The following is a 15,050-nucleotide window of genomic DNA, read 5'->3' as shown; positions in this document are numbered from 1 at the left end:
AACTGAAAATACGAATATCGCGCGAACGTAGCGGATTATTTACATTGCTGTGCAGTTGTTCGTACTCCCATTTAATACACGTATGTCACAGCCCCTTTACCTAAATCATTTAACTTACATTACATTTACTCTCTTCTTCGACGACAACGTTCATCCATTTTCGTGACAATGTACGTTTCAATCCAAATAAGATTCTAACAACTTCTTGTATATTGGCTAGACCAAATACAACATAAATCGGAAAACCCGCATATGCGCCTATAAGAGCCAAAGGTAAACCTACTAACCATACACCTATTAAGTCTAAATACATCACAAACTTTGTATCTCCGCCCGCTCGTAATATACCTATATTATTTACTTGGTTCAGCATTTTGAAAGGTAAAATAACTGCATATACATACAAGATCGAGATCGCGTATTCGGATACAATCGAACTAACATTATAAAAGCTAACAAAAAGTGGAGCGACTAACAAAACACCAGCAGATGCCACGATCGACAGCCCAAATGTGATCAAAAGAAATTTTTTCCCATATTGGTAAGTTTCCTTAAACCGTTCACTACCGATGCTATTACCTATCATTACAGATGCAGCATCTCCTAAACCGATAAATACAGCCATAAACAAAAAGATTAATGGATCAATCAAGGTCGCTGCAGCTAATTCATTCGTACCCATACGAGCAAATACCCAAAAATAACTAGTTTCACCTAATGTCCAAAAGATATGATTTAAGATCGATGGAACTGAAATAACAAAATAACTTTTTACTAAACCACTCTCGAACACCTCTTTCATATCGATAAGTCGAAAGGCTGAAAATAAATTAAACTGTCTAATGAGCAATACCATTAATACGCAATGAATCGTACGAGCAATAACTGTTGCAATAGCAGCCCCCTCTATCCCCATTTCAGGAAATCCGCCATTACCAAAAATGAATAAATAGTTCAACAGTGTATTAAGTAAAATGGCAAAGACACTAAAATACATCGGAAGCTTCACTTCCCCCATTGACCTTAATATAACCGTTAGAATAATTGTTATTCCCGTGAAAAAGTAACTAATTGCTATAATTTTTATATACGAAGAACCTAAACCAACTACAGCTTGATCTGGAGAGAATAAATAAATTAATTGATTAGCAAATCCAACAACAAAGAAAGTAGCGACTATTGTAAATCCAGAAATAATCGTTGTCGTAATAATCAATATTTTACTTATACCAACTTTATCCTTTCTCCCCCAATATTGAGCAGCAAAGATCCCCGCTCCACTTGCAAAGCCTTGTGTAATAAGAATTAAAATGATCGTGATTTTATTTGCTACTCCAACAGACGCAATACTAACTTCTCCAAGCTGACCAACCATCAAGGAATCTACCATACTTAAAAATGACGTTAGTAAAAACTGAATCGTAATGGGAACACTTAATGCCATCATTCGTTTATAAAAAGCTTTATCTTTTTTATCTTTTTCTAAAGTATTCAACTTACCTCTCCACCTTTTGTTATTTTTGTTATCATTTTTGTTAGTTACAACCTAATTAATATAGCAATGTATTCAATTAATCGCAAATATGAAAACTCATCGTTAAGCTTCTTATTCGATAACAACTATAGACAGCACTAATTCCTAACTCCGCCTCTTCCTTAATTTGTTCTTCACTCCACTCTCGTTTCTAAGCTCACAAAAAGATACGAGGATGAATTGTTACTACGACTCATCCTCGTATCTGAAAAATGTTTTATTCTATAAATTTGCTTTTAAACGTGCCAATGCTCCATCTAAATAGAACTCAATTCTTTAGAGTAGCTACAGAATCTCGCATGACAATTTCAGCTTTGATCAGCAATTTCTCAGGAGGAAACTGCCTATGTTCCATTCGCCAAATTAGCTTATATACAGCTCTTTGACCAATCGATTCTTTCAATACTTGCACAGTCGATAGGCTTGGCTTAATTAATGCACTTGAATCAATATTATCAAACCCAGTTACAGAACAATCAGCAGGAACACTGTAGCCTACTTGCTTAAGACTAATGATCACTTTTTGAGCTAAATCATCATTAGCACAAAGAAAAGCTGTCGGTATTTTGTCACGCTCCATTACCCATCGTTGAAATGATAATTGAAATTCACTCGAATAAGGAATGGAAAGCGGTTGTTTTATTATTTCATCTTGAAGACCATTTTCTTCAATCGCCATTCGATAACCTAACCAACGTTCATAGAAGCTTTTTGAATAAGACGTATCCCCAACAAATGAAATTGAACGGTGGCCAATTGCAATGAGATGATTAGTCAACTTATATAACCCATCCATGTTATCAGCATAAATAGAATCAGCAGAAACTAAGCTGTTCTCATGATTAATTAGAACGATAGGTACCGCTAACTGATTTAACTCCAATAATACTTCAGACGATACGTGCCCAACTCCAATAATCCCTTTCAAGCTGGTCGTATTAACCAATTGTCTAACTTGCTGGTCCTCACTTACGATCATCATCCCTAATTTCATTTCATTAACTGCTTCATAAATACCATCAATAATCTTTCCCCAATAAAGAGAATCATGATGGCTTTGGTGTTCAATTACGACTATAATAAACGACGAATTATTAGCATCGGCTTCCTCTGACTTATTGGATCTCACTAGATCAGAATGATAACCCAGTTGCTTTGCAATAAATAATATTTTCTCTCTCGTTTGATCACTTACTCCCGGTTTTCCATTTAACGTTTTTGAAACCACATACTTAGAAACACCAGCTACATCAGCAATTTGTTGCATAGTTACTTTTTTCCTCGCCAAAGCCTTCACCTCAAGAGTGATTTAACACAAAGTGTTATTTTTGTTAGTATAGTTATTATCATAACATATTTATATTATATTGAAACATGTTTTTAACCATACTAATATATGGAAATATACACTCCTTTTTAAACACTACGAAAAGAAGAGGAAGCTGTTTTCTCAACCAACTCCCTCTCGGATTATTATACTAGTTTCTAATCACCTGTTATCTTTGCTATACCATTGCTTTAAAACCGTTTCCGCTTTCTTCCCATAAATATCAAAATCAACATCTTCCTTCGCTTTCTCTAAAGCGTATAGCTTTGTTTTCCAATCCCACCAGAAGAAACCGGCAAACCACGGAACATCCCAAAAAACCTTTAATACTGAACTATAAAATCTCGCCTGCTCCTCTTCATCAAAAGGCAACTCAGTATGTTCAAAATCCCAAGGCATTGTCGCACAACCTCTTGCACTCCGACACCCAATCTCCACAAAAACAATTGGCTTATTAAATTTCTCATGTAGCTTTTGAAGTTTATCCCTTACCGTCTCCCAGTTTTTCATCATATTTTCTTCCGAATCACCTGGTACATTTGCAACTGGATAATACGCACTCGTGCCAATTAGATCGACTTGATCAAACCAGTCAACCCCTTCTTCCTTACCATGGTTAGCATTATAAATTAAAGGTCCATTATACACAGCTTTAACTTCTTTAATGACCTGATACCATTCGTCTGTTCTTGATTCTGTATCAATCATCTCACAACCAATACAGAACATTTCACACTCTAGCTCCTCAGCAAGCTCCGCATAATGAAGCAGAAAGTTCGTATAAGAGACAAACCACTTCTCCCAATACGCATCTGCATCTTTCGGAAATCCAATTCGCGCACGCCATAAACCATCCCTAGAATTTACGACCGGCTTCAAACAAACCTTTAATCCAAGCTCTTTCGCTTGTCTAACTGCAAATTCAATATCACGATCTGTCATTGTAAAGCCATAATCAAATATAATATCAGTTGAAGAGAACGTTTCTTGATAAGTAAAAAACGATAGAGCGATCCACTCACTCCCAGTCTCCTTTAGCTTTTTCATTGATTCAACCGCTTCTGCTGTACGATATGCACCTCTTGTTGTATTCCAGCCGTAGGTCATACCTTTAATAAAAAGTTCCTTCATAACATTATCCCTCTATTCTTTTGTTAATACTTAGCTTGCAATGTCCACATGATACTTTGAAAATCACCATGCAGTTCCGGAATATTTACACCAGCGTACATTAATTCTTGACCCGTAAACTCCTGATCTAACTCAACAATTTTATATACATTATTTGGATCAAGCCCTCTTAGCTTCACTTTCGTAAAAGGAGCATTCGCTTCTGCCAATGTACTGAAATAAGCAAGGACCGCTTCCGTTTGATCGTCGGAAACGAACATCCATGATGTATGTGATTGTACAAATGGGCTTTTCAATCGATAAAAATCCCCAAATTGGATAATCGGTCTAACTCCCTTGTACCAATTAACTTGCTCCTTGATTTCCATCTTTTCTTCTTCACTTAATGTCGATACATCTAATTCATAACCAAAATTACCAGACATCGCGACATGACCACGAATATCTAATGAAGTCATACGATTCACTTGATGATTCGGAACAGCTGAAACATGGGATCCCATCGCGCTAATAGGATAAATCAGACTTGTTCCATATTGGATTTTCAAACGCGATATCGCGTCCGTATTATCACTTGTCCACGTTTGAGGCATATAATATAGGATTCCTGGATCAAATCGCCCACCACCACCTGAGCAACTTTCAAACAACACATCCGGAAATGCATTCGTGATCTGATCCATAACATAATACACACCAAGAATATAACGATGTGCCGTTTCTCTTTGTCGCTCTGCAGGAAGTGAAATTGAACCGACCTCCGTCATATGCCTGTTCATATCCCATTTCACATAACTAATAGGAGCACTCGCTAAAATATCTGATACTCTCTTTATTACCTCATCACACACTTCTTTCCTAGTTAGGTCGAGTATTAATTGATTACGCCCTTCCGAACGTGAACGATCAGGAACATGAATACACCAATCAGGATGTGCACGATACAGATCACTATCTACAGAAATCATCTCTGGCTCAAACCACAAACCAAATTGCATATCATTCCCTACAATCTGATTAACTAAATGCTCAATACCATTTGGTAGTTTATCACGATCAACAAACCAATCTCCTAATGACCCTTTATCACTATTCCGTTTCCCAAACCAACCGTCGTCTAGAACAAACAATTCAATACCTAATTGTTTACTTGCATTTGCAATATCAACTATTTTCTCTTCATTGAAGTCAAAATAGGTCGCTTCCCAGTTATTAATGAGAATTGGACGTAGTTGATTACGGTACTTCCCACGACATAATCGATCTCTATACAAATGATGAAACGTCTTAGACATCCCACCTAAACCTTGATCTGAATAGACCATGACAGCTTCAGGAGTTTGAAACGTTTGTCCTGGATCTAACACCCATGAAAAATCAAATGGATTAATTCCCATCGTCACACGCGAGTATTGAAACTGATCCACTTCAACAGAAGCTTGAAAATTCCCACTATAAACCAAGTTAAAACCAAATACCTCCCCGAATTCCTCGGTTGTTTCAGGTCGGACAAGCGCTAAAAATGGATTAAATTGATGGCTACTTGCTCCACGCCGACTTTCAATCATTTGTATACCAGATCGCAATTTTTCTCTTTCCATATAACGCTCTCTAGACCACGCTCCAGGCAACGTGATTAGCTCAAAATCAGATTCACGGAAATCTACATTAACACTTGCTGCTTTTAAGAGCTTGAGCTTTTTGCTGCCATTATTCACAAACCGAACTGAACGTGTCATGACATCAAACGTTGTGAACACCGTATAACTCACAATAATTTCTGCATCTATCACTTCGTCGATTAAAGTCAGCTCTAACGTCTGGGCTTCGCTGTCTGACTCTACATAAGTTGCAGGCAAACCGTCAAGTTCATCTTTTCCCTTCACTATGCGATGTGACTTATATTGAAAATTAGTCACCGTTGTGCCGTTTTCTAATTGAATTTGATAGGCAGGTATGTGAAAATCAGTATTCCCAAATGCCGGATATTCTTGAGGCATCGTATCTAATGAAAATAATGGTTCAGTAAGGTCCGGATTAGGTGAAAACGATCGATCTTTAAAGCGTAGCTTCGTCCCATGATTGTAGGAGTCGATTTTTTTGCCCCAATACAAGTGAGCCAAATACCCGTTATACACTTGGATAATGTAGCTCGTCCTTTCCGATTGTAAGTGAAATGTCTTTGTTTGCCCATCATATGTAATTCCCATTTATAATCCCCCTTATTTCAATTTTTTCAATTAACCTAACATCTCAATCATCTTGTTCATTCGCTTCATCCTTCAAAAAAAGGAGCTTCAAAAGAAAACTGTCGTCATCCTTTGCGCCCCCTAATATAGTAAAACGAACCGTTTTATTTAACCGAACCTTCTGAAAATCCGTTATAAATATAACGCTGCAATGCAAGGAATATAATCAATGTCGGAATCACAACAATGATGACACCCGCACATATAATTTCCCACTGCGCTCCATAAGGCCCTTGGAATTTAAACAAGGCCGTAGATATAACTTGTAATTCTGCTTTCGGCATATATAAGTACGGTATATAGAAATCGTTATAGACCGCTACACCTTTTATAATGAAGATTGTTGCAATAGCTGGTTTTAGCTGTGGTACAATGATCTTCCTAAAAATGGTGAAATATGAAGCTCCATCTAGCATCGCTGACTCATCCAATGAAACAGATACACGATCAAGGAATTGCAAGAAAACAAAAACTGCAATAATGTCTGTACTCATGAATAAAATAATCGCTGACCATCTCGTATTAAATAGCCCTAATTCACTAATAATTTGAAACGTTGCTACTTGAGTCGTTACCGCCGGAATTAATGTCGCTAATAGGAATAACCCTAACATAAGCTTACTACCTCTAAATTGAAAGCGACTTAATATATATGAAATCATTAATCCGAGAAGGATGGCACTTGATACAGCAAGCACAAAAATAATGAACGTATTGAAAAAACCAAGTAACATTCTCCCTTCAGTGAAGGCTCTAGTATAATTTTCAAAGTTCAACCAGCTTTGCGGTGGGATTAGCGCACCTGTCGAAACATATTCTTCTCTACTTTTAAAGGATGCAAACAACACAACTAAAATCGGTATAATTGTAGCAGCAACCCCTAATATTAATGAAACATATTTAACAACTGAAAAAAACCTTGCACTTAAACTCATCATTAAGCCTCCTTATCCTTAAAGAGAAATTTCTGAAGTATCGTAACAAAAATTACGATAACTAGGAGAACAACCGCCATGGCAGAAGCTAGTCCAACTCGACTAAACTTAAAGGCCGTATCTACTGTTTGAATAACAAATGTGCTACTTCCGTTAGCTCCACCTGTCATGATGAACGGAATTTCAAATACACTAATCGCACCACTGACAGCTAATATAAGATTCAATTCAACAACTCGGCGAATACTAGGTAAAATAATGTATACGAATTGATGCCATCTATTCGCACCATCAATTTCAGCAGCCTCATAGATTTCACTTGAAATGGATTGAATCGCCCCTAGAAATATAATGAAATTAAAACCCATGTACCTCCAGACAGACGTTCCCGCTAAAGAAATATTAATTAAATCAGGGTTCCCTAACCACAATTGAGCATACTCACCAAGACCTAAAACAGCCAATAAGCTATCTAATGTTCCACCCTCACGATAAAAGAACAAGAAAATAAAGCCAATAGCAACACCATTTAATAAGTAAGGAAAGAAAATAGCCCCTTTGAAAAAGTTTTTCAACCTTACTTCAAAACTGAGTAGTGTAGCAAAATAAAGCGCTAAGCCCATTTGCACGAAAGTAGCCGCAAAGTAATACAAACTAACAACAAACACCGAGAAATATTCAGGTCTTGTAAAAATCGTGACATAGTTACCGAACCCAACAAAATCCATAGTTGGACTCATTCCATTCCAATTATGAAAGCTGTACACAATCATATTAAACAACGGTAAGTACGAAAACGTTATTAGCAACCCTACTGGTATAAGAGAAAAAGCAATAATAATAATAATTCGTTGTGTGCGATAATTAAAATTAGCTAGTCCTAAACCACCCTTTTTTTTATCGCTTACACTTTCAGACACATTTGCCATCAGTAAACCCCCTTAAAAACTTTCAGCTTTACGCTTTATAGTAACCTTCCCTTTTCGGTTCATACACAATAAGTTAAATAAGACCTATGACTATTCAAAATGTTACTTTCTTACATACGCTCTCCCCTCGAAATATTAGTTCATCGATCACTTAATGGCATGAAATCAAACGTATAATAACGCTTTCTTACAAATCAAATGACGACACTATCGTACGTTTCGCCCTAAAATTTTACTGTTTTCTCCATTTATAATCAGCATTAATACGGTAAGGTTTTTTAATTAAGTAATCGTTAAAGTATTATCTAAACCTTATCTTATTATGAGAACGTTTACGTGTCAACCATGAATATATAAGTTAAATTATTTGTTTAAATTCGTCATTAATGCTCGAACCATGATGCCGTACAAAGCCGGTGCACTTACAGCAAACACTAAAAGATTTAGCGTTCCCATATAATACAAAAAAAACATACCTACAAGTAAGAAAACAGATCTCAGAAGATTCTTTATAGCTAAGACAAAACTAATTCCGACAGTTTGATGAAGGAAAAGTACTTTCCCTTCTGTAATAAGATAGGACGTATACGTAAAAAGCAATAAAAATAGTGCTAATAAATATAACATGACGATTAATCCTATTAATGAGTATTCCGTAGTTGATTCGTTTAATAAAAACGTAGTCATATACAGCAACGCAAACACTAATGCAAATAAAAACGAACCCCATTTATAAGTAGAATACATCCGATAATAACTCGTATACATCTGAGCAATTGACACATCCTCTTCGTCCATTCTCCCACGCTTCACATCAGCTATCACGGCAAACAACCCCGCTGTCGCCGGAATTAATCCATACACAACAAATCCTCTTAAAACAAATAGCCAAAAAAGAAGACTTGCTTGAATATAATAATATACCCTTGTTATAAAAGTCATGTCCATCATGATTAAACACCTACTTATATAGAGCTGATATAATAATCGTCAAATGTATCAGCTCTATTTATTTAATGTTGCATTTTTTTCAACTGATAAAACTCACCTTGTTTTTCCATTAATTCATCAAACGTTCCTACTTCCACACATTTCCCTTCTTTCATGACAACAATTCGGTCGGCATCCCTTATCGTAGATAGCCGATGTGCCACAATAAATGTCGTACGTCCTTTAATTAGCTCACGAATCGCCTCTTGCACGTGAAATTCAGACTTATTATCCAATGCAGAAGTCGCTTCATCTAATAGGATCACTTCAGGGTTTCGAACTAGAGCACGAGCAATGGCAATACGTTGGCGTTGCCCCCCTGAAAGCTTACCACCATGCTCGCCAATTAACGTATTCAATCCGTCTGGCATTTCCGCAATAACATCGTGAAGGTTAGCCATTTGTACAACCTGCTGAAGTTGCCCCTCAGATACATTATCTAATCCATATGTTATATTGTCTCTGATTGATCCGGAAAATAGTACCGTATTTTGAGGAACAACCGCAATTCTTTGCCTGTATGCCTGCATGTTTAGGTCATCGAAAGAGACATCATCGATTAAAATCCTCCCTTCCGTTGGGCGATAAAAACCAACTACCATGCTTAGAACTGTTGATTTGCCTGCACCTGATTCCCCGACAAAGGCTATACATTCTCCAGGCTTCACAGTTAAATTAAAACGATTAAGAACATGCTTCTTCGTATCTTTATAATGAAAGCTCACATCTTCAAATGTAAACTGCCCTTTTAAATGTCCCAGTCGCTTCTCACCTTGATATTCAACCATTTCTTTTGAAAATAACACTTCTGAGACCGAAATAATCGATTCATAGCCTTTTGCTAATTGAGGGTACACATTTATAATCTGATTCACTGACATGAGTATCGTTGTAAAATAAGCTTGATACAGAGCAATATCGCCGATTGGCATTTGTCCACTATACACGAGGTATGCTGTAAAAATTAAGCAAATCATTTGAAACACTTGAAAAACGACCCAACCTGATGCGCCAAAGAACGCTTCAGCAATATCTAATTTATACCCCTTTCCCTTTAGGTCCTTTAGCGTAGAATCCGTTTTTTTAATTTCTAAATCTTCAAGTCCATGAGCTCTTGTAACAGGGATCATATTTACTGTTTCCGCCACTTGACCTGACATCACTTCAATTTGCGTTCTAAATTCTCGGTTACGTTGTCTCAATCTTTTCTTGAAGAGGATAACTAAACCAATCGCAAGAGGAATGACCAAAATAAAAAATAAAGCCATCGTTCCATCACGAAAAGCCGTTACTGTTATCGCTACAACCACATTTGTAACCGCAGCAGAAAAAGTAAACATCACTTGTTTAGAGAGAACCTCAATATTTTCTACATCTCGAAGTACCTTTGCTTGTAATTTCCCCGAGCGCAACTCACTATGATAGGATATCGACAAATGCTGTAATTTACGAATTAACGTACTTCTTAATCCTGCTTCAACATGTCTTGAAGCTTTGCTTAAGAAACTAACATGTAGCACTTGAGAAGGAATGTTTTGCACAATAACTAAAACGACAACAGCAAAATTGATCCACAATTCTGCTACATTTCGTTCATCTGGAGCACTAGCTATATTAATCATATTAGCTGTCACAACAGGTATGACCCACACAGGTGAATGCTTCATCAAAAAGAAAATAAAAGATAAAACAATATTTCTTACTTGCCCCTTGTATAATTGCAAAAACGTATGTAAAGCCCTCCCCTGCTTCACCTCATTCCCGCTAAATAACGGTTCATAATTAAAGGATTGATTTTTCTTCTCCCCCATAAAACCCACTCCTTAAAGAAATTCCTAAAATAACTGAAGGTGTCTCAAAAGTCCTTCTTTTAAGACACCCCATTACTATCTTATATATCTAAAATATATTGAAGAATACGATCAGGATGACCTGGCAGGTGCTCATGTCCGAAATCTGGGTACAGCTCATAACGTTTAGAAGATGTTATTTTGTTATATGCTGCAAATTGTGTCGACGGTGGACACACTGTATCCATTAACCCAACGGCCATTAATACATCTGCTTTTATACGTGGTGCTAAATGCTGAATATCGATATAGCCTAGCTTCGTAAATATCTCTTCTTCACGTTTATGCTGAGGATCAAAATGTCTAAAGTACTCTTTCAGCTCATGATAAGCATCCTTCGCTAAATCCATTTCCCACACCCGCTGATAATCACTTAAAAAAGGATAAACAGGGGCGGCTTTTTTAATTCTTGGTTCTAAGGCAGCACAAGCCAATGTTAACGCACCACCTTGTGACCACCCTGTTGCAATAACCCTTTCTTCATTCACTTCTGGTAAATCCATCACAATCCTAGCAATTTGAGCTGTATCTAAAAAGATATGACGGAAAAGTAAGTGATCTGCTCCCTCATCATCGAGTCCACGAATAATATGACCATGATGAGTATTCCCCCTCACTCCTCCGGTATCCTCTGAATATCCACCTTGCCCACGTACGTCCATCGCTATGACTGAATAACCTAATGAAGCAATGCTTAATAAACTAGCCCATTCTCCTGAGTTAACCGTATAGCCATGAAATTGAATAACTGCTGGATGAGGTTGTGAGGTATATTTCGGCTTCACATACTTACAATGTATTCTGGCCCCTTTCACTCCTGTAAAATATAAATGGAAACATTCAGCAAATGGAACTTGGAATTCACTCCGAACAAAATCCACTTTAGCATCAACTGCCTCCATTTCTGCTAATGCTCTTTCCCAATACTGATCAAAATCTTTCGGCTTCGGATTTCTTCCTTTATATTCAACTAACTCTTCAAGAGACATATCAATTAATGGCATAATATTACCCCCACTTCTTTTCTTTAACTGTGGAATATGAATAGATCATTTCGGCATTTCCTATTAATTCATAACGTTCAACAGTTGCAGGAATAATAAAATGGTCACCCTTTGAAAAATGATGAGATGTTCCATTAACAACAACCTCACCTTCACCAGCTAGAATACTAACTAATAAATAATTTTCTGTATGCTCTGTTTCATACGCGCCTGCTAACGTTCCATGAAAGACAGTAAAGTACTCCTGTGACACTAGTTTTTTCTTTACTAGACCTTGATCGCTCAACTCCGTTTGTTCTGGATATGTATCCTGATGTGGGATTGTCGTTACATCAATTGATTGACGAATATGTAGCTCACGCGCATTTCCTTTATCATCAATACGATCATAGTCATACACTCGATAAGTCGTATCTGAGCTTTGCTGCGTTTCAAGAATAAGAGTCCCTTTTCCAATGGCATGAACAGTACCACTCGGGACATAATAGAAATCCCCTGGAGAAATAGGCACTTTCTTTAACAATTTATCCCACACTCCTTTTTCTATCAATGTTACGAATTCCTCTTTCGTTTGAGCGTGATGACCTAAGATCAATTCTGCACCCTCTTCACAATCAATCACATACCAGCATTCTGTTTTACCGAGCTCACCATTTTCATTTACACGTGCATAGTCATCATCGGGATGAACTTGGACAGATAAGTCTTTATTCGCATCCAAAATCTTCACTAAAAGAGGAAATTGCTCACCCTTTTCATTTCCGAATAGCTCTCGATGGTCATTCCAAGCATCAATTAGCGTCCGACCAGCTAATGGACCATTTTGAATGGTCGAGGGACCATTCTCGTGCGCTGATATCCCCCAGCACTCACCTGTCGTCTCAGTCGGAATCGTATAGCCAAAAAGCTCCCTAAGCTTCTTTCCACCCCAAATGCGATCTTTAAATTTCGGTTCTAGAAAAATCGGTTCATTATACATTTTCATCCTCCTGTTCAATATTTGGAATCCAGACATTTCTATGACTGTGTTTCGTTATATTTCACTAATGCAGCCGCCCCAATTAAACCAACATCGTCGCCTAACTGTGCCATTTTGAATTGCAAATGATCAGCCAGAGGTTTCATCGCTTTCTCTTTGGCAAACTCAATGGCAGGATTGAATAAGTAGTCCCCTACCTTACTCACTCCTCCTCCGAAAATGATTAATTCTGGGTTATATAAGTGGATAACATTAACAAGTCCTACACCTAAAAATGTTCTCGTTTCTTCAACAATCTCTAATGCTAACTCATCGTTTCTTTTGGCTGCATCAAAAACGTCTTTAGACGTAATTGGATTCTTATCTCTTAAAACACTATTAACTGAACTCTCTCGTAATCGCTCTTTTGTTCTATTCATAATCCCTGTACCTGAGGTATATGCTTCTAGACAGCCTCGATTCCCACAGCCACATACAGGACCATCAGGGTTTAGGCTCATATGTCCAACCTCTGCTGAACTTCCATTGACTCCTAACAGCAAGTGACCATTATCTAGTATTCCTGTCCCTACTCCCGTACTTATCGTCATATACACCATATTTCTTTTCCCTTTTCCTGCCCCAAAGTAATATTCCCCCAAGGCAGCAGCATTAGCATCATTGTTAAGATAAACAGGTACATGAAAGTGTTCTTCAAGAATATTTCTTAAAGGAATATTTACCCAACCAGGTAAATTCGGAGGCGATAGAATCGTCCCTTGAAACACATCTAATGGTCCTGGAGATCCTATCCCAATTCCTAGTATCGCTTGTTTCCCTTCTATTTTAATCGTTTCATCGCTCACTCGCTCAATCAATGAGATTAATCGTTTCATAACAGCATCCGGTCCTTCTTTGGCCTGAGTTAGCGTACTTTCTCTTTTAATCAGCTCACCAAATTCAGTAAAAAGACCTGCTCGTATTTGTGTACCTCCTAAATCAACTCCAATTAAATACAATACTTCCCCCTACTTTCTACTTAATTATTTCCTTAACGCTCACTTTACTATAAGAAATGTACAACGACATTTCAAGAACCTTCGTACATCCAGAAAGTACTTACTGACTTTTAGAAATAAGGGCAGAATGAAAGAGGTCAGACCAGAAGGCCTTCTTTCTGATCTGACTTTTTTTGGTACATCTATTTAGATGAATAATAATTTCGAACGGTTTTCTCTGCTTTTTTGCCGTACATGCAATAATCATCATTCGAAGAAGCTTGATCGCGTTCATATAAATGAGCTGGCCAATCCCAAAGCATGTAACCACCGAACCATTCTTCATTATCTAACTTAGAAAACATTTCCTTATAATAGTCATCTTGGGCTTCTTCACTCACTTGCCCTTTGTTTAAATTCCAATCATTCGGAACCATCGGCGATCCGAATCGACTAGGACAGCCTGCCTCCATAAAGAAAAACGGCTTTCCCCATCGTTTAACGACTTTTTTAATACGTTGAATGTGTTCATCCCAGGAATCAACAGGATAATAGCCGCTAGATGAGATAACATCGACCGCATCCCACCATTTCACTTGGCCTTCTTGGTATTTATCACAATTATAAGTAACAACACCTGAATACACTTCACGTACTTTACGAATTAGTTCTCGCCATTCCTGCTCACGGCGATCGGTTTGTACCATTTCACAGCCAACACAGAACATTTCACAATCTGTCTCTTCAGCTATTTTGGCATAATGTAAGATGAAATTCGTGTAACTTTCAAACCATTCTGACCATTTCGGTTCACAAGGGACATCAAGATCAAAGAAATTAATGTGTGCTCTCCATGTTCCGTCAGAGCAATTAACAACAGGTTTTAAGCAAACAGACAAACCTAAATCTTTTGCTTCATTAATAGCCCAATACACTTCATCATCTGTTACGACCGTACCATCTTTGTAATTAATCTCTGTCGAATGTGCTGTTTCTTGTAGCCCTTGAAACGCAATTGCAGTCCAATTCACAGCTAAACGCTCTTTCATTTCTTTCATAGAGTGCTTCGCTTCCTCCGTCGCCCATTGCCCACGGATACCAACCCAACCCCAAGTCATTCCTTTAATAAAGTTCATTACGCAAAC

At 37.5% G+C, this 15,050-nt stretch carries 12 protein-coding genes; all 12 read right to left on the bottom strand.

The annotated features are described in order from the left end of the window. Positions 1-109: 109 nt before the first annotated feature. Entirely contained in the window at positions 110-1,495 is a 1,386-nt protein-coding gene (locus tag ACERJO_RS15675; protein ID WP_373648098.1) for an MATE family efflux transporter, read from the bottom strand. Positions 1,496-1,802: 307 nt separating this feature from the next. Beyond that, positions 1,803-2,822: a LacI family DNA-binding transcriptional regulator gene (locus ACERJO_RS15670; protein WP_247104609.1), complete on the bottom strand. Its 1,020-nt coding sequence runs from the start codon at positions 2,820-2,822 to the stop codon at positions 1,803-1,805. Between the two features lie 201 nt (positions 2,823-3,023). After that, the gene (locus tag ACERJO_RS15665; protein ID WP_373648097.1) at positions 3,024-3,992 is read right to left on the bottom strand and encodes a glycoside hydrolase family 113; all 969 of its coding nucleotides are present in this window, start codon (positions 3,990-3,992) and stop codon (positions 3,024-3,026) included. A 23-nt stretch (positions 3,993-4,015) separates the two neighbouring features. Next, a complete protein-coding gene (locus ACERJO_RS15660) occupies positions 4,016-6,202 on the bottom strand; it encodes an alpha-galactosidase (protein WP_373648096.1) in 2,187 nt (728 codons plus the stop codon). Between the two features lie 143 nt (positions 6,203-6,345). Next, positions 6,346-7,179, bottom strand: a complete 834-nt coding sequence (locus ACERJO_RS15655; RefSeq protein WP_373648095.1) for a carbohydrate ABC transporter permease — start codon at positions 7,177-7,179, stop codon at positions 6,346-6,348. Beyond that, complete coding sequence (locus ACERJO_RS15650; protein ID WP_247104603.1) at positions 7,179-8,105, bottom strand: carbohydrate ABC transporter permease; 927 nt, start codon at positions 8,103-8,105, stop codon at positions 7,179-7,181. Before ACERJO_RS15650 ends, ACERJO_RS15655 begins: the two co-directional genes overlap by 1 nt. Before the next feature lie 363 nt (positions 8,106-8,468). Next, the gene (locus tag ACERJO_RS15645; RefSeq protein ID WP_373648094.1) at positions 8,469-9,056 is read right to left on the bottom strand and encodes a DUF624 domain-containing protein; all 588 of its coding nucleotides are present in this window, start codon (positions 9,054-9,056) and stop codon (positions 8,469-8,471) included. A 62-nt stretch (positions 9,057-9,118) separates the two neighbouring features. Then, positions 9,119-10,906 carry an ABC transporter ATP-binding protein gene (locus tag ACERJO_RS15640; RefSeq protein ID WP_247104601.1) on the bottom strand — a complete coding sequence of 596 codons (1,788 nt, stop codon included), beginning with the start codon at positions 10,904-10,906 and terminating at the stop codon, positions 9,119-9,121. Between the two features lie 80 nt (positions 10,907-10,986). Further along, positions 10,987-11,949: an alpha/beta fold hydrolase gene (locus ACERJO_RS15635; RefSeq protein ID WP_373648093.1), complete on the bottom strand. Its 963-nt coding sequence runs from the start codon at positions 11,947-11,949 to the stop codon at positions 10,987-10,989. Between the two features lie 4 nt (positions 11,950-11,953). Then, complete coding sequence (gene manA / locus ACERJO_RS15630) at positions 11,954-12,928, bottom strand: mannose-6-phosphate isomerase, class I (protein ID WP_373648092.1); 975 nt, start codon at positions 12,926-12,928, stop codon at positions 11,954-11,956. Positions 12,929-12,966: 38 nt separating this feature from the next. Continuing rightward, a complete protein-coding gene (locus tag ACERJO_RS15625) occupies positions 12,967-13,926 on the bottom strand; it encodes an ROK family protein (protein WP_247104598.1) in 960 nt (319 codons plus the stop codon). Between the two features lie 182 nt (positions 13,927-14,108). Next, positions 14,109-15,041, bottom strand: a complete 933-nt coding sequence (locus tag ACERJO_RS15620; protein ID WP_373648091.1) for a glycoside hydrolase family 113 — start codon at positions 15,039-15,041, stop codon at positions 14,109-14,111. Positions 15,042-15,050: the final 9 nt, after the last annotated feature.

Origin of the sequence: Halalkalibacter sp. AB-rgal2, assembly GCF_041821005.1 — a bacterium.
Classification (GTDB): domain Bacteria; phylum Bacillota; class Bacilli; order Bacillales; family Bacillaceae_D; genus Halalkalibacter.
The sequence above is the reverse complement of the archived record's forward strand: the minus strand, read 5'-3'. Positions and strand labels throughout refer to the sequence as shown.